The sequence below is a fragment of the Paenarthrobacter ilicis genome (genome assembly GCF_016907545.1).
Classification (GTDB): Bacteria; Actinomycetota; Actinomycetes; order Actinomycetales; family Micrococcaceae; genus Arthrobacter; species Arthrobacter ilicis.
Map to the genome: position 1 here is coordinate 1,777,411 of NZ_JAFBCD010000001.1, position 20,575 is coordinate 1,797,985.

Here is a 20,575-nt window from a genome sequence, read left to right on the forward strand (position 1 = left end):
GGGCGGCATGGCCTATGCTGATTCGGATAACGCAGCCCACCACGTTTTGAGGGACTCACGCACGATGTATTCGAAGGTTTGAAGCGTGAGTGGATATTGGTCGGCCATCCAGGACGAGCTGCCGGAGCTGGCGGACGTGCCCAAGGGTAGCTCGCAAAAATTGTTCCGATCGTCTCTATCTGGAGGCCGGAGCATCGGATTGGGAAAAGGCGTGCCGTCGTGCAACGCTTTGTTGCGATGTCCGTAAATGATCCTCATGTGGGAGACCATCTCGTCCCACTCAATCTGGCCGTACTTGCTCGGGCGTACCTCGGGCGGACCGGGCTGGAATTGCGTGACAAACTCTTCGAATTTTCGCGCCACTCGAAGGGTTGGGAGCATGTAGCCGGCGACGCGTTCCTTGACGTCGTCAGCCGCTCCGCTCAGGGCTTCCCACAAACCTGAATCACGTTCTTCAAGTGCTTGCAATGCTTCGTGGCCCTTAGGGGTACGTGCCCGTCGTCTGTTTGCAGCGACTTCGATGGCTCCGACGAGCTGAAGCCAGGCGAAATTTGGGTCCTCGTTTGACCACCATAGTGCGTTTGAATAGAGGCGGGCGGCGCGGATCAAGGCGACGGCTGATCCTGCCGCGATCCTTGGGAACTTCAAAAGCAGTTCTTTTTCGTCTGCAAGTGTGACAATTCTTGCTGGAACGAGGGGAAGAATTTCCAGGTCTGATGGGCCTGGACGCCTGACTGGATGCATGTCCCAGTAAACGGGGGACCCATATGGATCCTCACGAAGACCCCACACTCGAGTGGTTCCTCCAGCCCGGCACCGTACTCCGCAACTGAGGGAGATGAGTGCAGCAATCTCGTCCAGGGAAGTCCCTCCGTGGTAGGCCGTGGAATCTGCGGGGATGAGCTCGCGGGTCGTCGGATCCACCAACCTGGGCATATCGACGATCAGGGATTCCGCGCGAACAACCAGCGCAGGCGTCATTAGGTCATTTTGGACGCCGGTCGTGATGACATCGTAAGGCCCCAAGGCCAGGTGCTCCCCCTTGAAGGAGGCATCCGAATACAGCACCGCTTCAGATTGTGGCGATCCGAATCCATCCGCCGCCAACGAAGCTCGCCAGTTCCGCCACGCGGTGGGGCCCATTCCCATTGCATGCTCCTGTCCCCAAGACGTTCTGAAGTCAGAAGCCTAATGCCGACAGGTTTTGAGGACCAGATCTATCACCGGGTCGGCCTGCGAGCCTCGGTCCTTGGACGTGCCAGGGGAGTCTTTGCCGGGATAAGTCCAGCGGTGTCCTCTTCCCGAGGACGGGGGACGGTGGAGCAACGAAAGAACAGACGGACCGCCTGGGGCCCTCGTCGTGGCCCGGCGTTCAGCCGAGAACAGCCAGGGCGAGGCTACGCTGACACTAGCGGAGTTAGGGGACACGGTGGGGGTAGCCCGTGCTAGCTGTGAGCTTGCAGTTGCCGCCTTCTATTCCCTTGGCCACGTGAGGCCAGCTAGATGCTTAGTCAACTGGCTCAGAGCACAATGACGGAAGGTTAGGAGTCCGCTTCCTGCTCTGCCTGCCAGTTCCTCCAGACACGGGTCAGGGCGTCAGTGTGTGGCTTTTCGGGTAGGTGTGAAAGGTCAGAGCGGACGATCGCCAAATCGTCCAGCGCCGGCCCGTCTGCCTTGGCATGAAGTCTCAGATCTGAGTCAACACACCAGTAGCCGCGGTCAAAGGCGAGGTGATGATTAGCGCACAACGGCAGGCCATTCCGCGCGTCGTCGCTCCCGCCAAGCTTTTTGGATAGCAGGTGGGCGGCCTGCAGGAGACCCTTGACGTTGAGACCGCACACAGCGCACCCGGTGCCGTACCTCTTATAGACCTCGAAGGCGAAACGGACCTGGTTAGGCCTATTCTTCACCCGACTGTAGGTTGCGTCACCTTCGTCGGCCGTCAAGTTGAACTGACTGGTCGTCTCGTCTCTTTCCGTTAGCCAAGGAAATTGTGCGCTGGTGAAGGTGATCAGGAGAAGTCGGTTGTCGTCGTCTATGTCCTCGATGAAGCCGCGGTGTACGGTGTGAGTTGTGGACTTGGAGCCGGGCTCGATGACGAACACGGGGACCGCCGCTTCGTATGCTTCTTTAAAAGCCTCGATTTCGGAGTCCTCGTGTTCGTTCGCCCCGGTAGTCGGGTAGTGGCAGATGACCCCAGTTTCGGTCAGTTCGTCTTCATAGTTCTTGACCGTGTGGAGGAACGAGAGAGCCACTCCTTGCGGCGTTCCCGGGGTCCCGGTCTCGGCGCTCGGAACACAGTTGCCCGCCTGGTTACCGTAAATCTTGAGCTCCCGAAGAAGGTCTGGAGTCACATCCTTGGGGCCGCCACTGGCCAAGAGGGCGGACCACATTTGTTCGCGGCGCTCATACTCCCGTTGCCGGAATATCGCCTTCGGTGCTTGCGTCTGGGCAGAAGTCCAGCCTTCGGGCGTCAACTTCCACTCCTTGACGTCGACACGATCAATCAATCCGTCGTTTGCCATCAAGTTCCGTTCCTTGGTGGCCCGGTATCGCCATCGTGGAGGCAACATCCGTGAAGGCTGCGGAAATTCATCGTCCTCCGTCCATCTAAATTGCGCATACATCCTGTCGAGAGCCTCGTCAGGAGGAAGGGAACCGGTCTCCGTGGACGCGAGAACCGCCAGGATACGCTGCCGCAGTGCGGCGTGAGAGGTCAGAACTTGGGCCATAGAAGAATCATGCGTGAACGGCCCGACAATTTCATATTCCACTGCCCTGTTTCACTTGTTAAGGCGATCGACTTACGTTGATCTCTCGCCAGCGCAAAGCGGCTAGCGGCTAGCGGCTAGCGGCGTGCTAAGGACGTGGAGGTTCAGCGGCTCGAGTTTACGGGCTGTCCGACTGGGTGGGGCCGGCGTTAGGGATCCGGCCAACGCTTATGCCGGAGCGCGCCCCCCTTACCGGTAGTGATCGGTCGCACCGGATGGTGCCGGAGATGGCGCGAGCGTGCGCGCGAGGGATGTATGTCGCCGCCAAATATGACGAGGAGCGGCGTCGGTTGCGGTCGTATCGGAGGCCTGTGAAATATTGGCCTATTCGCAATGACTAGACTCGGAATGGTCCCATGGGGCTATTCGAATCTCCGCTCAAGGGCCGAAGGAACGCGCTGGCGCCGAACCAAGGTCCGTCGGCGCTCCCGAGGGCTGGAGACACACATTCTGAAAGCCAAGCAGTAGCAGCAGCCCAAGCGCCGCTAGAAGGTGACATAGGTGCAGTTTGGGACACGCCTGCGGCCCGGACCGTACTGGTGGCGGTACCTGAGTATTAACATGTCCCTCACTGCGTTATCTTCCGGCGGTGCAGGAGACCGAAACGTCGGATGATGAGCTAACGGTATGCCGCGTCATGGCTGAGTACCGGGCGAAATTTCGCTGACAGTGTTCCTCCCGGTTCCTGAAGAATGGAAGAAATCATCCGCTGGGCGGTAACGGCTGCGACCTCGAGTTAGCATTCCGCCGGGGCAGGCTTCCTTGCCCTAAAGTGGTATTCGACTCAGCGCCAGGACAAGCCCAATGGCGAAGGTAAAAAAGACGTTCCTCGTGGGAGCGTTGTGTATGGGGAACAGAACAACATGACCAGCTATCAAATCGCGCCCTACATCTTCCAGACGAAAATCCGGGGAACCAACCCGGCAGTGGCCAAGCCTCTTGACAACATAGACGGAGGAGGCGCCAGCCTCAGTACGGCGGTGGGAAACGTCCTTGCCTCGATGGTCCAAAGGAAGACGGACTATCAAGACCGAGCTGATCCCAATAAGCAGTTCCAGCTGTCCTCTGTATCGGCGAAGGAAGGGCTTGCCTATCTGTTGGTGGTTGAGCCCGGACGGAAGGGCCTGCAAAGCACTCTGCGGCAGACGAGTGGTGTTGTATCCCGAACCGTTGGTGATGTCGAGTATGTTCCGCTCAGGCACTTCATCTTCTTTCCGCCTAACGGCCACACCGCCATAGTTTTTGCCGAGCGGCACGGAAAGTACGGGGCGATTTCATTCCTAAGAGCGTGTTTGCTGCAGGTCCTGACGGACAACTTCTCGTCGTTGACGTTCAGCATCCCCGCTTTGAGCACGCTCGAAGCGCTAGAAGCAGCCACGTACAACAAGGTGGTTTTTCAAGCGCCAAAGCGAAGAGACCCCAGCGGCCGGCTCCTCGACTACGGCTCCCGGGTTCGTATCGACGTCGGTTTCAGAGGACAGCGGCGCGTGGGTGACCTCATTACAGACGACGGCGGCAAAATCGATTCCAAGAAAGTCTTTGGTATTTTGTCGGAGGAGGGCGCCGAAGCCGGCATAAAAGCCCCTTTGGACACCAAGGGGTGGGACGCCTTGCTCTCGGTGACCATGGCGAACGGTAAACCACGGACTTTCCGGCTAGGCAGCATGGGTCCGGCACTCCTGTATCCGGTCAACGGTGCGACAGTCAATGGGAATCTTGTCGGTGCCTCAAGTTATCCTACGGATGAAGAGTTCATCGGGGTTTGCCAAAATATCCTCGAGGACATTGCAGGACAATTTGATGTCCAGGCGGGGCAAAAGCTACCAACGCCGGCGGATCTCAAGCCTTGGAACGGTTCGCAGAGCACGCCTTGGGAGGTGACGTACTATGACAGTCCTTAACCCCACGGAGATATTCCGCGGGCAGTTCATCAAAGCACGCCCGGTAAGTTGGAAATCACTGCGATGGCCGGAAATAGCACTGTTTGGGGCCTCGCTCTTGCCGGGTGCGTTGATGCTTTTGCTGAACGTGAGCACCATCGCCGTCGGCGCCGTGCTTACAGCCACGTCGATCATCACTGGCCTGACGTTCACGATGGCAATGAGGTTTTGGGAGCGACGCGTTGACATAAGCAGCGCCAAGCAGACGGCTGGATATTTGCAGCGGAAAGCGTTGGTAGACGAGATGGGTACCCACTTGATCTGGACGGTGCTTGTCGGTGTTGCAAGCACTGCCTGGTCTGCGTTTGGGGCCCTAGTCTCGGGTCCGAATCTTGCTCCATGGGCCACGGGCGTTTGCGCCACGCTTCTGACCTATCAACTTCTCATGGTGGTGGAAGCCTTACTCAAGCTCTACACGAGTTCCATAGAACTTGGTCAATAGGCCTGCGGGGTTTTCCAGCGTAAAGCGACGTTTTTCAACACACACCCCAGACGTGGGCTTGATGACATCGCGCTGCTCTCCATAAGGAACCTTCGGATCTGGAGGCCCGCCCTCTGGACATGTCCAGAGGGCGGGAGTTCAATGGACATGAGGGTTTCGAGTGGTTAACTAGTCATATCGCGTTGAGCCACCCAACAAACCGGAGAACGCATCACTGGGGATGCCCATGAAAGACAACGCATATCCCGCAGGACAATCGCCGGCGAAGCGTGCCGCGAGAGCCTTCGACGGACTGGAACTCCCTACTCACCTCAACCTGGAACGCCTGATCGAGGTAGTCGAAGGCGTTCGGAATCGGCCCATACAGATCGAAGCTGCCGGAGCTCTGAACGGCGGTTCGATTTGCGGCCTGTGGCTGTCCACGGACGAAGTTGAAATTATCTTGCACGCAGTCAGCCCTTCTGGGCTTCACCGGCAGCAGTTCGTCCTTCACGAGCTGGGGCACATGGTCTTGAGGCACGACGAACTGGTCGTGCCGGCCGACTACATAGAAGTCCTGTTTCCGAACCTTCCCGCGGGACTTGTCTCACGCGTCCTTGCCCGGAGCAGCTTCACTGATGACTTGGAAGCTACCGCAGAATCGCTCGCGGATCTCTTCGCAGCAGCAATCAGGAACAGCGCCAGGGAACCAAGATCGTTCGAGAAGGTTTTCGAATGATCCAGATTGTGGCTGCGGTCCTGATTTGGCTTCTCGTCATCTGTCTGCTGCCCGGGGTTGGTAGGCGGCGGGATCACAGTGTGTTGACGGCCGCGATCACGATTGCAGTTGCCCTGACGCTGAACATCGATCAGATCTATGTGGGCACGGACTCAGTACTTGGTGGTCGCAACTTCGTGGACCTCGTGGCCAACGTCTCTATGGTCGTGGGGATCTACTTCCTTTCGAGAGCAATCATTCGGGCGGCGACGCCGGACGAGAAGGTCGAGGCACGAGACACTGTCGGCATGATTCTCTTGGCTGTGGTGATCATGGGTCTCGTAGCCAGCTTCAGTGCCATCGTTACCCAGAGCAGTTCCACTCGTTTCATGGTGGATCACGGTGACCAGTGGTCTGCTGCCCTCTACTCATTCATCCAGTTTCTGTACATCGGCTACGTGGTTGGCGTTACAGGTGTTACGTGTTTCCGATTCCGTGGCTACATGTTGAGCCCGTACTTCCGAGCATCGTTTACCTTCATCGGGATTGGCTGTGCCCTTGCCGTTCTGCTTGTAAGCCTGGTGCTGGTCATGGACGTGCTGCACCTTCAAGGGCAGCTGGAAGCTATGCGTTTGGTGTCGCCCATTTATGATGCGGCTGTCGTTGCTGCCATGGCGTTTCTATGCATGGGTCTGGCCATCCCGCCCCTGGCGCGTCGAATTCTTCGCCGTAAGCAATCCGCGACCGAGGCGGAGCTGGTTAGCGACCTCACGAAAATCTGGGAAAAAACAACAAAGAAACGGCAAAACGTTCGGCTCGTGCGAGGCACCGAAGTGATCAGCGACCAGGACCCGGCCCAAAGACTCCATAGGATGCTTGTTGAAGTACAGGACGCACTGTTAGTCGAGCCCGGTTTGGGCAGCTCCTTGGACATCCATGACCTCAATGTTCTGAACGCTGCAGAGAATTACCTGGCGGGGCCGACCGTGCGTCAAGTTCCAGTTAGTCGACGGAAGGGGGAGCGGGGGACATGACGGATGATGCCAGTTCTTCCGAGACCCCTCAGACCAGATTGGCGCGAAAGCTCAATCTTCTTCTTGACCTCTATGAGGCCAAGGGATCGGAGGCGTTGACCTACCCCGAGATCAATCGGCATATGAGTCAATGTGGAACGCCACTTTCCCGCTCCCGCTGGGCCTACATGCGCAGCGGGGATAGCTCACTGGCGACCGATCCCATGCTGCTTCGCAATCTTGCAGAGTTCTTTGGAGTGGACCGAGACTACCTCTTGGACGATGCCGGCGAAATACCAAAGCTTGTAGACGCTCAGCTGGAACTTCTTCGCACCCTGCGTGAGTCACGTGTGCGGAACTTCGCTGCTCGTCAGTTGCAGGGGATTTCTCCGGAAACCCTGGTGCGGCTCCGCCAAGTGATCGATGAACGCAAGAGGGCCGAGGGGGTGGACGATGCCGACAGCCAGCAGTCGTAGGGCCATAAGGGTTGGAGTTCTTGCTGCATCAGGGGCTTTGCTCGCAGGCGCAGCCGGAGCAGCCTACTTCGCTCGTCAGGTTGTTGTGCCGAAATACGGCCGTCGTGAGGATTTGGACGTTCGGGCCGTGCACACTGACGGAGAGGGATCTCTGAAAATCGAACTTCCCGCTACGGAACAAACGAGATCGCCGGGACGATACAGTTTTTGGTTTGAGCAGGGGGCAGGGCACGCATGTCTCGGACCGGTCGTTGACTCCTACCCCGACAGGAGCACAGTAACCCGGGTGGTTGAGCGAGTGGACTCTGGCGACCTCAAACATGCCAAGGCAGGTATCTGGAGTGGGTACGTTTATTCGAGTCCGGAGCAACTTGGTCTTCCGTACCAAGACGTCGAGATTCCGGTCGAGAATGGTGTCGCCCCCGCGTGGAGGTTCGGTCCGCCGGTCAGTGTCGATGCATCCGGTGTCTGGGCCATCCACATCCACGGAATGGGGGGCAAGAGGGCCGGAACTCTTCGTGGAATACCCGTCGCGAGGCGTCTGGGACTGACGTCGCTGGTAGTCTCGTTCCGCAACGACGGCGACGCACCGCCGTCGTACGATCGCCGCTACAGTCTTGGCCAGACCGAGTGGCGCGATGTCGAGGCCGGCATCAACTACGCCATTTTTAATGGCGCGGAATGCATTGTCCTTTTTGGGTGGTCACTCGGCGCTGCCATAGCCCTTCAAGCGGCGGCCCTGTCGCAGAGTTCGTCACGAATAGCCGGGATGGTTCTTGACGCGCCGGTCTTCGACTGGCGAAGGACCCTGGCAGCGAACGCGAAGGCGGCCGGACTTCCTCGGCCACTTGTGCACCTGGGCTTTGCCATTCTTCGATCCAAGGCCCTCCGGTGGGTGACCGGCCTTGCTGAAACCATATGTCTCGATTCCCTGGACTGGCTGGCGCGAGCAGCTGAACTGGACAAACCGGTCCTCGTACTTCATGGAGAGAAGGACGACACAACGCCCTTCGAAGCATCAAAGAGGGCTGCCAGTCTGCGGCCGGACCTCGTCAAATTGGTGGAGTTTGAATCTGTGGGCCACTCTCTGGAGTGGAATGTCGACTCCGAAAAGTGGGAGCAATCGGTCGAGGAGTGGTTCTACGGTCTCCCGCTCGCTGGTTATAGTCCTGAACAAGCGGGAGCGCAGTCGTAGGAGTCATTTGCACTGAGTACTGGGCCGCTAGGTCAATGAGCTGACACTCGACGAATGAGGCGTGAGCGGAGTAACGTTCGTCGGCCAAAGCCTGAATGTAACCAGCCGACTCAAGGACGAGGAGATGACGTCGAACCGTCGCGCGGGAAGCCCGTAGTCCTGACGCCAAGACGACAGGGGACGATGGCCCACTTCTGATAAGGAAGCGAAGGATCTGGCTCCGTGTTCGGTTCATCAAGATGGATGTCGACATTAAAACCACGGCTCAGGTTTAGGGGATGCTTGCTGTAGACGGGTCTACAGCAACAGGATACGCCTCATGTAGATCGCGGAAAAGATTCAACGTCTAGCTGATTGTCTAGCCTCGGCGCTCGCGGAATACTGAGGGAAACGCAGCAGTTTTTCTCATCGAACGAGGCGGTCGAAAGGTGGAGCATGCCGGCAAAAGACGCTAGCCGCAACGGTGAGTTGACGCCACAGGCGACCCTCGCCCGCCGACTGAACCTGCTGCTCGACGTCGTTGTAGCCGAGAGAGGTTCGCCCGTCACATTCAGGGAGATTGAATCCGGACTCCGAAGTCGAGGCGTCAAGATCTCCAGGGCCAGGTGGTTCTACATGAAGGATGGAACAGGGCGCCTGGTCAGTGATCCGCAGCTGCTCGCGGCTATCTGCGAGATGTTCCACGTCGATCCCTCATATTTGCTGAACGGCGGCGAAGGCGACGTTCCCGGCCGGATCGACTCGCAGTTGGAGTTCGTGAAGTCTCTGAGGGCAGCCCGGGTGAAGTCATTCGCCGCCAGGACGCTCGGGGACGTCTCGCCGGAAACGCTGCGTGCAATCTCTGAGTATCTAAACAAAGACATCAACTTGCACCCGAATGGCGAGCGTGCCGCAGCTACTCCTCCAAGACGTAGCGGAGATGAGCGTCCAGCAACTCCTTGATGCGGGCAGGATTCGCTGAGTAGCGCGGTGAGCGGCCGTGGCGCCGTCCGGCCTCCACATCAACCTCGATGGCGCCCACCTGTTCAAGGGCGATGAGGTGTTTGGCGACGCTGGGCTCGCCGGCACTGACAGAAGCGACAATGTCACCTCTGGATGCGGGACCGTTTGCCGTCAGGAACCTCAGGATCTCATTCCGTGAGCGGTTCCCGAACGTCGCCACGGCGTCTTCAACGTCAGGCGACCAGGCGTCGTCGTGAGGCTGCGTGATACGTGGCATGGCTCCATTCTTGCTGAACAACATGTAAAAAGTAAGAACTGGGATCTTGACGATACTTTAATTATCTTCGACAATATTCTTTAGAAGCTTGTGTTGTGGTCGGTGCCGTCACTGCCACGTTGAGTCGCCACATCTGGTGGCGCTGGATATATTCGAATCCGTTAGTCAAAGCGGTGAGAGCCATGAGTCTGGAACACCCGGCGGGCAACGCTGAAAAAGAGATCTCAAACCCATCCACGGTGGACATTTCGCTGCTGAATCCGGTGACACCGACCCTGAAAGTTTCCGTCGACCAAATGATGGGAGCGGTCGAAGGTGTGCGTCGCTACGTCATCTCGCACCTGGCTCGGATCGGCCGCTCGTGCGATGTGGACGATGTCATGCAAGACATCAGGATGGCTGTCTGGGACGGGGTGGCACGCGGTAACTACCGGCAGATCCCTGGAGTTCCCTTCGAGGCGTGGGTGCAAGGCGTCGCCGGGAATGTCTGCGCAGCGCACGTCCGCAGGGAACTCGGCCACAAGACGCTGCCGCTGCTTTTGGATCCGGGCAACGGTGAGAGTCCGGTGCATGTTCAGCAGCTAACGGCTCTGGTCGTCTCACGTGATTACCGGGATGCCGAGGAGCTCATCGATCAAGAATGGGCCCTTATGGTTCTTAGGCTCACTCGGGCGGCTGTGTCGGCTCCGGTTTGGCGCCTCGCGGTGGGCAGTCTTACCGAGCCGCGACGACACGCCCCTCCGTCGCCGCAAGACCGGCGCCGCTGGAATGCAGTCACGGCGGTCCGGCAGACTGCAAAGACAATCAGCGAAGCGTTGGAAGTAGACCCGGTAATCGTGCATGACATGCCCAGCCTGTGCCGTTGCGCCGTTGGTTGTCTACCGAGTCCGCTGCTGAGGGGAGTGGCCGAAGCAATCGTGCTCCCCGAACATCACGGCGTCGAAAGGCAGGTCGCCATCACCGCTGTTGCCGAGGAGTACAAAGTGACTGATCGATATGTGGCAGTTCAAATCGGCGCGGCCCGTCGCCTGTACCAAACGGCATGGAGAGTCATTCGCAGTTCAATGAATTCGGCTATTTGAGTCATGTTGCTCATTTGCGAGCGGAGCCATGAACACGCTGGGAGGCAAACATGGTGGAATCTATTAGGCGCGGGCGACCTACTCGTCGGTGGGTGTTTGGCCTGGCATTAGCGGCGATCCTAGGCGCTCTCATTCTCGTTCTGGTCGCACCACGGGAGTCCCCTTCAGCGAAAGGGACGAATATTCCATCGGCAGAGTCTCAAACCCGGAAGGCTCCACCGAGCGCTTCCCCGACTACTACGGCGAAGCCATCGAGGTCAGCTCCACTCTCTAAGGTGCCTGCGGCCGTTCCGCTTGTCACTGCCGATTATCGTGCCCTTGCTTCCGCGGCTGCAGTGGCCATTTATAGCTGGGACACCCGAAGTTCGTCCTATTCGGATGTGTACGCTCGAATTCGAGGTTGGTGGTTCGTCCTCCCGGACGGATCAAATCCTTTGGCCGTGTTGGTCCAGGAGTTCGAGGCAACGGGCATAAACGCGGGATCCTACGCTTCGCTTGCGGGCCAAGGCGCCTACAGGGTAGCAACGTTCGAATCCATGAGGGACTGCCCCGGCTTTTGTTGACTCGGGGTCTTAGGCCGCTGTGAGCGCGGTCCGGTTGATTGTTTCATATTCGATGGGCGTGAGTTTTCCTAGCCGTCTTTGCCGTCGCCGGCGGTGGTAGGTCCTTTCGATCCAAGTCGTGATGGCCAGCCGGAGGTCCTGCCTGGTGAGCCACCGCTGACGGTCCAGTACGTTCTTCTGCAGCATCGAGAAGAACGATTCCATCGCGGCATTGTCCGCGCACGCCCCGACCCTGCCCATCGATCCGGTGAGCCCGTTGTGCCGGAGTGATTCAACGAATCGACGGGACCGGAACTGGGACCCTCGATCCGAGTGCACCACTGTCCCTGCCGGGCGGCGCGCCCGCACCGCGTTCTCCAAGGCGGCGACGGCAAGCGAGGACTTCATCCGCGAGTCCATCGAGTAGCCGACGATCCTTCCGGAGTAGACGTCCTTCACCGCGCAGAGGTAAAGCTTCCCCTCGGCAGTGGGGTGTTCGGTGATGTCCGTCAGCCACAGCTCGTTGGGGGCGGCGGCGGTGAAGTCCCGCTCCACCAGGTCGTCGTGGACCGGTGGCCCCGGCTTCCGGTTCAGGCCCCGCTTCTTCGAGAACACTGACCAGATGCCGTGGTCCCTGCATAAGCGCTGGACCCTGTTCTCACCCGCCTCGATGCCCTTCTCCGGGAGCTCATCGGCGATGAACCGGTACCCGAACGCAGGATCCTCGGCGTGAATGTCCCGGGCGGCGTTGACGAGGTGCGCATCGATCCAGTCCCGTTCGGTCACCGGGTTCGCCTTCCACCGGTAATAGCCTTGCTTGCTGAATCCCAACACCCTGCAGGTCACCGCCACGGGAACACCGTCGGCGGCAAGATCCGTGACCAGCGGGTAGATCATTTTGGGTTTATGTCCCTGGCCAGATAGGCCGCGGCCCGGCGCAGAATCTCGTTCTCCTGCTCCAACAGGCGGTTCCGCTTCTTCAGCTCCCGCATTTCGGCCGACTCCGTCGCCGCCGGGCCGGCCCCGGATTCCTTACGGTCGGCGATGGCAATCCAGCGCTTGAGCGTCGTGACCGAAAGCCCGAAATCCTTCGCTATCTGCGCCAGCGGCGCCTCGCCCTTGCGGGCCACATCAATAACATCCTGGCGGAACTCCGCCCCATAAGCCGTGGGCATGGTCAACATCCTTCCACGAGCACAAGCTCGCTAGGTCAAGGAGTCAACAAAACCGGGGGCAGTCCCGCTGAGCGTTCTGGCTGGGCCCCGATGTATCTAAGTTTGGTATGGGCCATCCCCGCCAGGGGCACGACGACGTAATTATTTAATCTTCGAGCTTCGACCAAACGTCCTGGGCGCGACTTGGGTTTGTCTGATCGAGATATGTGGCCGTCTGTTCGAGCAGCCACCCCTTTGTCTTGGCGTCACAAGTTTGAGCGGCTTCTCGAAGGAGGTCTACCGACGTCTTCAAGTCACCAAAGACGGCAGCTTCAAACGCTTTGCGGCGAGTAGTGGCTGCATCCAAGACTGGCCTCGGCTCTACGACTCCGTTCAGGGCACGCTTAGCAAACGTCACCCAGCTCTGATCGCGGTTCAGTACTTGCCGCGCTGTGTCCAGAATTTCGGTCAGGGAACGGTTTGACAAGCTGTTTGCCACCTCCTTAGAAGCCTGCAGTTGGGCTTGGGTGGCGGGGCTGAATAGGCCGAACGTCCGGGGGTCCACCGTCAGTTGGGCGAGGAGATGCCCAAGCAATATCACCACGCAGTGGTCCTCGTTGCTGTGAACGCCTCTGGCCATTCCCTGTTCAATACGTTGAACCTGCATCAGGTCGACGCCGGCTTCGTATGAGGTGAGTAGGGATCCGAGCCTTTCTTCGCCGCTGAAGGACTCTGGCAAGCCATCTGTCACAAGAATCCGGCACGCGTCTTGCGGCAAATCAATTCCATCGTACTTGTTGGCTAGCAATACCAAGCCCACGTGGCTTCCAGATTTTAGTTCCTTGACGACATCCTGAATATTATTTTCTCCGCCCGCTGAAGCAGCGAACGCACGTCGGTCAGCCGTGGGCCACCGATCCATGGCTTTCTTGCTCGGAACTAGTACGACGGTGTTGTACTGGCTACTCAGGGCAGCGATTCTGGCACGTATCAGGTCATCTTCGACATGAGGGCTTATCGCCTGAGGCGCGAGAATGAGACGCTCGCCAATATCACCTGCCGCCAGAGGTGCTATCGGGTTTGCGACTCCCGCTGTATCGGCGATTGTAAACATGGAACCTTACCTGCGATGTTTTGACTTGTCGGATGCGGCGAAGGTGCAAACTGCCGGGCGGCGGGCCCGGTAGGGTAATAAGTTCAAACTTGTACAGAGTTCATGGACAGTCGGTGGCGTTAGCCCCGTGCACTAAGTGCTGGAGCCCGACCGACCACCGCCTTTGAACGGAGAAGAAGTCGATATCAGCGTGCCGCAGAACGATATTGAGAACTGTGGGTCCCCCGGGAACAACGGATCTGAGTCGGGGAGGCTCCTGTGCGTGCTGTCGAACCCACCGGCGGAGACCTCTGGGCTGAGGACGCTGGCACGAGTTGAACAAGCTCGATCTATCCTTGGGTATGACACCGCTGAGGTAGTGAACCTATTCTCGATCCCCACTTATCGGACCGGAGAAATCTCGCGGGTGGGTGCGACCGCGCCGGGCTGGGATTCCGCGAAGGTGATTCTTGAGAGGGCATTAACAAAGGCAGACGCCGTCCTCCTGGCGTATGGTTGTCAAGTTCCAACCGGCCCAGCTCGGCTGCTGTTTCGGGCTCAGGTTGACTGGTTGGTCAGCGAAATATCCAGACGGGGTATCACCACTTGGACTGTCGCCGGACGGCCACTTCATCCATCCCGGTGGCAGCGACACACGTATGCGCACCACCGAGGGGTTCCCTTCGGGGACGCCCTCGCGATCGCTTTGGAGATGCAGGCCCCGATAGGTCGTTGATAAGAGATCTCCCGTAAGCCGTGGCCTGCACTGCTGGGCACACACTAGCGGATAGCATGGTTGCCAGGCGGTTTACAGCGCCGAGGACGGATTGAACTGGTTATGGCAAACGCGGTCGATCGAAGAAGTCGTACTCGCTCAAGGGCGGGGGATTGGGGTAGTTTTGACCGCGATAACACCGAGCAGACCTTTGCTAGCGGCGGCCAAGCTTAAGGAACTTATTTCCGGACATACGGGGTCGGACGCCGAGTACTGGGACTTCGCTGACGTTATTTCGCGATCCGGCGGCCATGGACTCTTTCAGTATCCTGCCATGATGGTACCTGAGCTCCAGGGTGCCCTGCTTGATGATCTGATGGCGGCCGACTCTTCCCTGGCGACAGTTTATGACCCTTTTATGGGGTCTGGAACCGTAATGCTGGAGGCTCGCTATAGGGGCCTCTCCTTTCATGGGACTGACATCAACCCGATGGCTGTCCTTCTGTGTGATGTGAAAGCTAATCCACCATCAGGCGACGATGCCACCATGGCCCTAGATTCCGTCCTGAAGGACTTAAACGAACAATCCGAGTTCACCCTCCATCACTTCCTCCATATTAAGAAGTGGTTTACTGAAGCGGTGATTCTAGACTTGTCTCGCCTTCGTGCTGCGATCATGCTGCAGAAGGACTTGAAGCTGCGTCGCTTTCTCTGGATCTGCCTGGCAGAGACCGTGCGCCTAGTTTCCAATTCCAGGATCTCCACGTTCAAGCTTCATATCTACGCCAAGGAAGTGTTGGAGCAACGACGACCCAATGCAATCCAGATGTTCGAAACGGTCGGGCGGTCAAACGCCAAGAGGGCCGGCGAGCATTGGTTGCGGCTCTCCAGCTCCGTCCAAGCCGATCGGACGCCTTTTACTACACTGCTAAGGGGTGACGTTTCCAGCGACGCAGCAGCCCCCAGTTCTCCCGTGGATATTGTGATGACCTCTCCGCCGTACGGTGACAACCACACTACGGTTCCATATGGGCAGCACAGCTATCTTCCGCTCTGCTGGATCGACAGTTCCGACTTGGTCGGAGATATAGACAAAAGCCTGTTTGCCACTCCTAGTGCACTCGACACCGCAAGCCTCGGAGGATCCCGGGCCTATCGAGCTCAACGCGCAGCGGATCTGCCGAGGGAATACCCGAGTATGGCTACTCTGCTAAGCCAAATCTCTGACATGCCCCATCTAGAGTCAAAGGTTGTGTCTTTCGTGGACGATTACACACTGGCCCTTGGACGAATATCGGAGCGCTTACGTCCTGGAGGGTTCAGTTTGTGGACTCTTGGAGAGCGTCGCGTAAATGGGAGCGAGATGCCCCTCGTGGCCCTGACTAAAGAGGCCTTAGAAAAGCATGGCAGCACTCATGTGACGACGGTTACAAGACGTCTTAAGCGAAAGAGAATGGCCGTGCGTAACCGGACCGGCGCGACCATGGGCACGGAGCAAATTTTGATAATGCAAAAGGCCGTGTCGTGAGTGCCACCACTAAGCTTGGACTTGAGCGGAGTTTTGTTCTCACGGTCCACCCCTCAGTTGTTTTCAAGCTGGGGGAAGATCTCATCACGGATGACGTGCAGGCTCTCACTGAGCTGATCAAGAATTCGTACGACGCCGACTCTGCAGGGGTAGAAGTCCGAATCGACACGAAAGTTTGGACTGATCTTCGTAGCGGAGTCGAGATCCAGGCGGACGATGCCGAGCGGATTCTAATTGAGCGCAATTTGCTTGAGAAGCGGATTGCCGCGCTAGGTTCCGACGCGGACGACACTGACGAGATTGAACAGCTTGAACAGCAGCTCCAGACGTTACGGGAGCCCATCCTCGGAAGATTGGAAGTCCGGGACCGCGGTGTGGGCATGTCTATGGAAGACATTGAGCGCGGATGGCTAACCGTCTCCGCCAGCCGTAAGCGTGAAATGAAGAAGCGAGGGGAGAAGACTGAGAAGCATTCTCGGACCCCCTTGGGCGATAAGGGGCTGGGCCGGCTTGGGGCACAGCGACTCGGCAAAGTCTTGGAGCTCAGGACACGACGTAAAGAATCTCCGCTAACGCTTGTGACATCGATTTTTTGGGACGATTTTGAAGCTGTCGAGGCCCTTAGCCGGGTCCCGATTTCGGTTGCTCAAATCGATGATGGAGCCAAGCAAGGGACGACGATTGTAATCCGGGGACTGAATTCCACGAGTCAATGGAATGGCGAGAATCCAGAGCTCCAACGAGATCTGGCGGATATGATTTCTCCCTACAGTGATGATCTTGGATTCAAGATCAGACTCAAAATAGACAACCGGGGGATTGATCTTCGCCGGCAAGCGGACGCAGTTCTCGATGGTACTGGTGTTACGTACACGCTCCACTACGAGCGCGGTGTCTTGAAAATTCGCGGACGAATGAACATCACCTACCTCCGCCCTGACCAAGGTCAGGACAAAATTGCTCTTTGGAATGAATTTATTGCCCAGGACAATGGTTTTGCTTTTTTGGACTGGCTGATTGCCAATGAGCCCCGTAGGACGGCGAATCTCCAGATCGGGCATGGCGATGATAAGCGCTTTTGTACTTTTGAGACCGATGTTTACTTGTCCTCTGAAGCGGGCGTCGAACTCCTCGACAGTTCGGATGAAAAGAATGCAATTGCGGATCCTGGTCCATTTGAAGGCCGTGTTGACTTAATTCAAAGACGGCACACTAAGAGGAACGAAGTGTTCGATTCTGGTGCCGATTTCTCCAAGTGGATAGATGCCGTCTCCGGTGTTCGCCTGTATCGTAACGGCTTTGGCATCAGGCTTAAAACTGACTGGCTCAAACTAGCGTCCCAATGGACCAAGGCTACTTCCTACTACACAATTCGCCCCGAAAACGTGATGGGTTACATCAACCTGACCGCTGAAGGAAATGCGGCTCTGGAGGAGACTTCAAACCGTGAAGACATGCGGGACACCCCTGCCTACAGGAACTTTCAGCGGCTTCTTGCCCGGTGGTTGAGCACAACCGAGTCCTTTCAGTCGGTCATCCGCCGCGGGTACAACGACTATCTCCGTGAAAAGATCAGTCGTGAGCAGGATGTGACGACAACAAGCTCGCCGCGGGAGCTAGCCAGGGAAGTGTCCCGGCAGTTCGACTCGATGGCTGTCGTCTCCAACAACGTGGCCGAGGCAACAGGAACTGTTAGTAGAGCCAAAGAGGCTGTTCGTTCTCTCCAGCAGAACAGCGGTGCCCTCTCTGAAGTACTTCTCATGCCTCCTGAGGTTCGTGACGCCAATGACAAAGCTGTTAGTCAAGTCGCAGCTGCCGTTGAGCGGATGGAACGTGAGTTCGTGCGAATCCAGGACATTGCGGCGCAGCTGCAAGACCGGCGCGGCATCATTGATTTGCTCGCTCGGAGGCTAGAAGAGGCGGAGCAACAGGTCAATGATGTCTGGGACCTGGTCTCATTGGGGATCACCGCGGAATCCGTTGCGCATGAAGTCCTGAATATCACTGATCGCTTGACCGCTCGAAGCGTACAGATAGCCAGATACAACGATGCCGAGACCAAGGATAGGCGCGTCGCCGAATATGTAGAGCATGTACGGGCGTCGTCGCGTTCCATGGCCAAGCAAGTGTCGCATCTTGACTCATCCCTGCGTTACGTCCGCGATCAGCGCGATCAGGTTCGTCTTAGCGATTTAGTCTCGACTTCAGCGAGCTACTTCAATGATCGCTGGACATCTTCAAACCTGTCCTGCGAGGTTGCGGTGAAGTCTGATTTCTCGGCTCGTCTCGGTCGAGGAAAGTTCTCGCAGGTTCTCGACAACCTTCTGCTGAACAGCGAATTCTGGATGAAGGAGAGTGTTCGCTCAGGTGTGGTTGACCACGGTCACGTCACAGTGGAAGTCCAAGATCCCTTCGTTCTTGTCTATGACAACGGCCGTGGCATAGATCCCTCGGTCGAAGAACTTATCTTTGATCCGTTCGTGACACGGAAACCAGGCCGTCTCGGCAGAGGATTGGGTTTGTTTGTCGTGCGGCAACTTCTTGACTCTGACGGCGCATCGATTTCACTCGATCTTGAGCGCAATACGTATGGAAATCGCTTTCGTTTTCGCATAGATCTGCGAGCTGTAGCAGGGGGACTTACCGTTGGTTGATGATGTAAATGTTGAACGGGCCTCGTCTGAGCCGGTGGGCGATCCCACCGCCGCGTCAGCGGCCATCGCTCAGTTGTTGGAACAGCTTGGGATTCAAACAATCATCATTGTCGATGACGACTTCGATGGCGCTGATGATGACAGCCGACTGGCTGAGGCCCTTGCAAATATCACGTCGCTTCGGGAGCAGCTCCACGAACTTGGCCGCGATCACGATGAGTATGATCTTTTGGACATAGACGGCGAGTTGCTGGCAAATGAAGAACTGCGCGAGCAGCTTCAAGCGATTTGGAGTCGCTTGTCCAAGGAAGAGAAGTTCACCCTCAGAGCAGAACTCGAAACGGACGGGCCGGACCGGCACAGTATCTCTGCCCTGCGATCTGTCCTGCATCTACTTCCGACCACGGTCACCCACAAGCCTCTAACCGTCGCGGAGTGGCTCGAGACAAGCGAAGAGCTACTCGGCGACGGTAGTTCTGGGATGCTCATTTTCTTTGATCGGAACCTTACGAATGCCGCTCTGGGTCACAAAGGTGGCGACGATATGGTTAGGAAGCTCTATGCGAGAAACCTTCAGGGCGTCTTCTCCGGCATCTTCACCCAGGATGCCACCGACGAAGCTATGGAGATTGGAATATCGGAAGAGCTGACAAACGAGATCGGTAAGGCCGTGCCCGTTCTCGGTAAGTGGCGGGCCAATAGTCCTGAATCATTTATTGCTGGCCTGCAAGTTTTTCTCCATATTACAAGTCTTCAAGCTGTAAAGACGCATGTGGTCACAGCTCTTCAAAGCGCCTTTGACGATGCAAAGGCCTACCTGGGAGACGTTGGGTTCTACACAATTCTGGCCTCCGCGGCCAGTGCTCATGATGAGGGTGTACTGGAAGTCGACGGGCTGTTGAGGATGACCAGAAATCATTTTCGAAAGCAAACGGAACGGTATTTGAGAGTTGGCTCCCCCAGCGAAGCTCTTGGTCGCATCCGTAAAGCTACAACCAAGCCGATCTCGTCGCAGATCCCTCTGACGCCAAGTGCAGCCTCACACGTAATCGACGAGTGTTTTGATTCGCAGGAGTACCTCGCTGAGTGCAACGTTCCAACCGATGTCGGTGACATCTACGAGGTTTCCGGACGGGGGAACGAGACAACTTACTATATTTTGCTGGCGCAACCATGTGACCTCATGGTAAGAACTTCGGGAAAGCGAGCTAACTCTCCAGACAGTTTTACCCTCGCCCGGCTGGTCCCCGAGGATTCAACTACTGGCGATAGTGAGCGTCTGATCTCGATTGGCACCATGCTGTCCGGCGACAACCGTTCCTGGGCTGTCAATTTGGCTAAACGGATCTACCTTCCCCCGCAAGTATTGGACTCTTGTGTCTTTGACGCTGAGGGGCGGGGGATACTACGGTCCAAGAATTCATACAATGGAGATTACTCTGCACTTCCGATCGGCTGGCAATCGATGCCGAACAAGATCGACTCTTGGCGTAGTGAGAAGGTCAGAGACGTCCGGGTTCTCAGAAAACTTCTGCCGCCCAAGAAAGACTTCAAGGACCGCGACAAAATCGTGTGCGCTCTCAATGAGCGCGCCCTTGGCTCAAGTTTCACAGACGGCACTATCTCTGTTGATATTGATGAGAACACTTCCGTGATAACGACCGGTATTCGGCGAATTTCTCGCTTGGTTGAGTCGCGTTCGAAGGCTCTGTTGTTGCAGTACTCCCATTATCAGGCTCGTCCTGATACTCCGAATGTTCTGCTCCGGGACACCCCGGCCACCGCTAAGAGTAGCAATGGAAGATGACGGCGGGATGATTAACGTATTAAGCATCGCTTGATAGCAAGACCAGCGGTCTTCTTTGGGGGAGTCAGCGTCTCTCCGTAGGAGTTCTGTATAGGGACTTGATCGGTGAAACAGGCTATTCTGGCCTGATGGCAGGGACAGTACTTATTGGTACATCGGCGGTTCATACGTATCAGCGTCGGTTTACGACCGAAGAACTTCAACGCGCATTGGGGCCGTCGAAGCTATATATAGTTTCACGAAGGCC

General features: G+C 57.2%; 17 protein-coding genes and 1 pseudogene. 12 read left to right on the plus strand and 6 right to left on the minus strand.

The window, feature by feature from the left end; all coding sequences use genetic code 11:
• Positions 1–12 precede the first annotated feature (12 nt).
• Positions 13–1,149 carry a hypothetical protein gene (locus JOE60_RS08155; RefSeq protein ID WP_204814875.1) on the minus strand — a complete coding sequence of 379 codons (1,137 nt, stop codon included), beginning with the start codon at positions 1,147–1,149 and terminating at the stop codon, positions 13–15.
• A 392-nt stretch (positions 1,150–1,541) separates the two neighbouring features.
• Entirely contained in the window at positions 1,542–2,525 is a 984-nt protein-coding gene (locus JOE60_RS08160; protein ID WP_167268897.1) for an HNH endonuclease, read from the minus strand.
• Between the two features lie 1,109 nt (positions 2,526–3,634).
• On the opposite strand from JOE60_RS08160, the gene JOE60_RS08165 reads away from it, so the two are divergent.
• The 6 genes from JOE60_RS08165 (at position 3,635) to JOE60_RS08190 (ending at position 8,534) form a co-directional block, all read left to right on the plus strand.
• Complete coding sequence (locus JOE60_RS08165) at positions 3,635–4,672, plus strand: hypothetical protein (protein ID WP_167268895.1); 1,038 nt, start codon at positions 3,635–3,637, stop codon at positions 4,670–4,672.
• Complete coding sequence (locus tag JOE60_RS08170; RefSeq protein WP_167268893.1) at positions 4,659–5,153, plus strand: hypothetical protein; 495 nt, start codon at positions 4,659–4,661, stop codon at positions 5,151–5,153. The genes JOE60_RS08165 and JOE60_RS08170 overlap by 14 nt, the downstream gene beginning before the upstream one ends.
• A gap of 226 nt (positions 5,154–5,379) precedes the next feature.
• A complete protein-coding gene (locus JOE60_RS08175) occupies positions 5,380–5,871 on the plus strand; it encodes a hypothetical protein (protein WP_167268891.1) in 492 nt (163 codons plus the stop codon).
• A complete protein-coding gene (locus tag JOE60_RS08180) occupies positions 5,868–6,884 on the plus strand; it encodes a hypothetical protein (RefSeq protein WP_167268889.1) in 1,017 nt (338 codons plus the stop codon). Before JOE60_RS08175 ends, JOE60_RS08180 begins: the two co-directional genes overlap by 4 nt.
• On the plus strand, positions 6,881–7,339 hold the full coding sequence (locus tag JOE60_RS08185) for a hypothetical protein (protein ID WP_167268888.1): 459 nt from the start codon (positions 6,881–6,883) through the stop codon (positions 7,337–7,339). The genes JOE60_RS08180 and JOE60_RS08185 overlap by 4 nt, the downstream gene beginning before the upstream one ends.
• Before the next feature lie 298 nt (positions 7,340–7,637).
• Complete coding sequence (locus tag JOE60_RS08190) at positions 7,638–8,534, plus strand: alpha/beta fold hydrolase (RefSeq protein ID WP_204814876.1); 897 nt, start codon at positions 7,638–7,640, stop codon at positions 8,532–8,534.
• Between the two features lie 103 nt (positions 8,535–8,637).
• Here the strand turns inward: JOE60_RS08190 and JOE60_RS18580 are convergent.
• A pseudogene (locus JOE60_RS18580) lies at positions 8,638–8,787 on the minus strand (helix-turn-helix domain-containing protein); the annotation flags it as partial.
• Between the two features lie 182 nt (positions 8,788–8,969).
• Between JOE60_RS18580 and JOE60_RS08195 the strand changes: the two are divergent.
• Positions 8,970–9,476: a hypothetical protein gene (locus JOE60_RS08195; protein WP_204814878.1), complete on the plus strand. Its 507-nt coding sequence runs from the start codon at positions 8,970–8,972 to the stop codon at positions 9,474–9,476.
• On the opposite strand, the gene JOE60_RS08200 is transcribed toward JOE60_RS08195, so the two are convergent.
• Positions 9,430–9,753, minus strand: a complete 324-nt coding sequence (locus JOE60_RS08200) for an ArsR/SmtB family transcription factor (RefSeq protein ID WP_167268884.1) — start codon at positions 9,751–9,753, stop codon at positions 9,430–9,432. The genes JOE60_RS08195 and JOE60_RS08200 overlap by 47 nt on opposite strands.
• A 182-nt stretch (positions 9,754–9,935) precedes the next feature.
• Between JOE60_RS08200 and JOE60_RS08205 the strand changes: the two genes are divergently transcribed.
• Positions 9,936–10,835 (plus strand): sigma factor, encoded by a 900-nt coding sequence (locus tag JOE60_RS08205; protein ID WP_167268882.1) that lies wholly within the window; start codon positions 9,936–9,938, stop codon positions 10,833–10,835.
• A gap of 572 nt (positions 10,836–11,407) precedes the next feature.
• Here the strand turns inward: JOE60_RS08205 and JOE60_RS08210 are convergent.
• A protein-coding gene (locus JOE60_RS08210) for an IS3 family transposase (RefSeq protein WP_204814880.1) occupies positions 11,408–12,552 on the minus strand; the annotation gives its coding sequence in 2 pieces (ribosomal slippage) (positions 11,408–12,276 and positions 12,276–12,552; 1,146 coding nt in all).
• Positions 12,553–12,697: 145 nt separating this feature from the next.
• Complete coding sequence (locus JOE60_RS08215; protein ID WP_167269714.1) at positions 12,698–13,645, minus strand: ATP-dependent DNA helicase; 948 nt, start codon at positions 13,643–13,645, stop codon at positions 12,698–12,700.
• A gap of 262 nt (positions 13,646–13,907) precedes the next feature.
• Between JOE60_RS08215 and JOE60_RS18585 the strand changes: the two genes are divergently transcribed.
• The 4 genes from JOE60_RS18585 to JOE60_RS08235 all read left to right on the plus strand — a co-directional run bounded on the left by JOE60_RS18585 (position 13,908) and on the right by JOE60_RS08235 (position 20,328).
• Positions 13,908–14,360: a DUF1643 domain-containing protein gene (locus JOE60_RS18585; RefSeq protein WP_420851412.1), complete on the plus strand. Its 453-nt coding sequence runs from the start codon at positions 13,908–13,910 to the stop codon at positions 14,358–14,360.
• A gap of 313 nt (positions 14,361–14,673) precedes the next feature.
• Positions 14,674–15,867: a site-specific DNA-methyltransferase gene (locus tag JOE60_RS08225; RefSeq protein ID WP_167269709.1), complete on the plus strand. Its 1,194-nt coding sequence runs from the start codon at positions 14,674–14,676 to the stop codon at positions 15,865–15,867.
• The gene (locus JOE60_RS08230) at positions 15,864–18,521 is read left to right on the plus strand and encodes an ATP-binding protein (protein WP_167269707.1); all 2,658 of its coding nucleotides are present in this window, start codon (positions 15,864–15,866) and stop codon (positions 18,519–18,521) included. The genes JOE60_RS08225 and JOE60_RS08230 overlap by 4 nt, the downstream gene beginning before the upstream one ends.
• 34 nt (positions 18,522–18,555) lie before the next feature.
• On the plus strand, positions 18,556–20,328 hold the full coding sequence (locus JOE60_RS08235) for a hypothetical protein (RefSeq protein ID WP_204814882.1): 1,773 nt from the start codon (positions 18,556–18,558) through the stop codon (positions 20,326–20,328).
• Positions 20,329–20,575 lie beyond the last annotated feature (247 nt).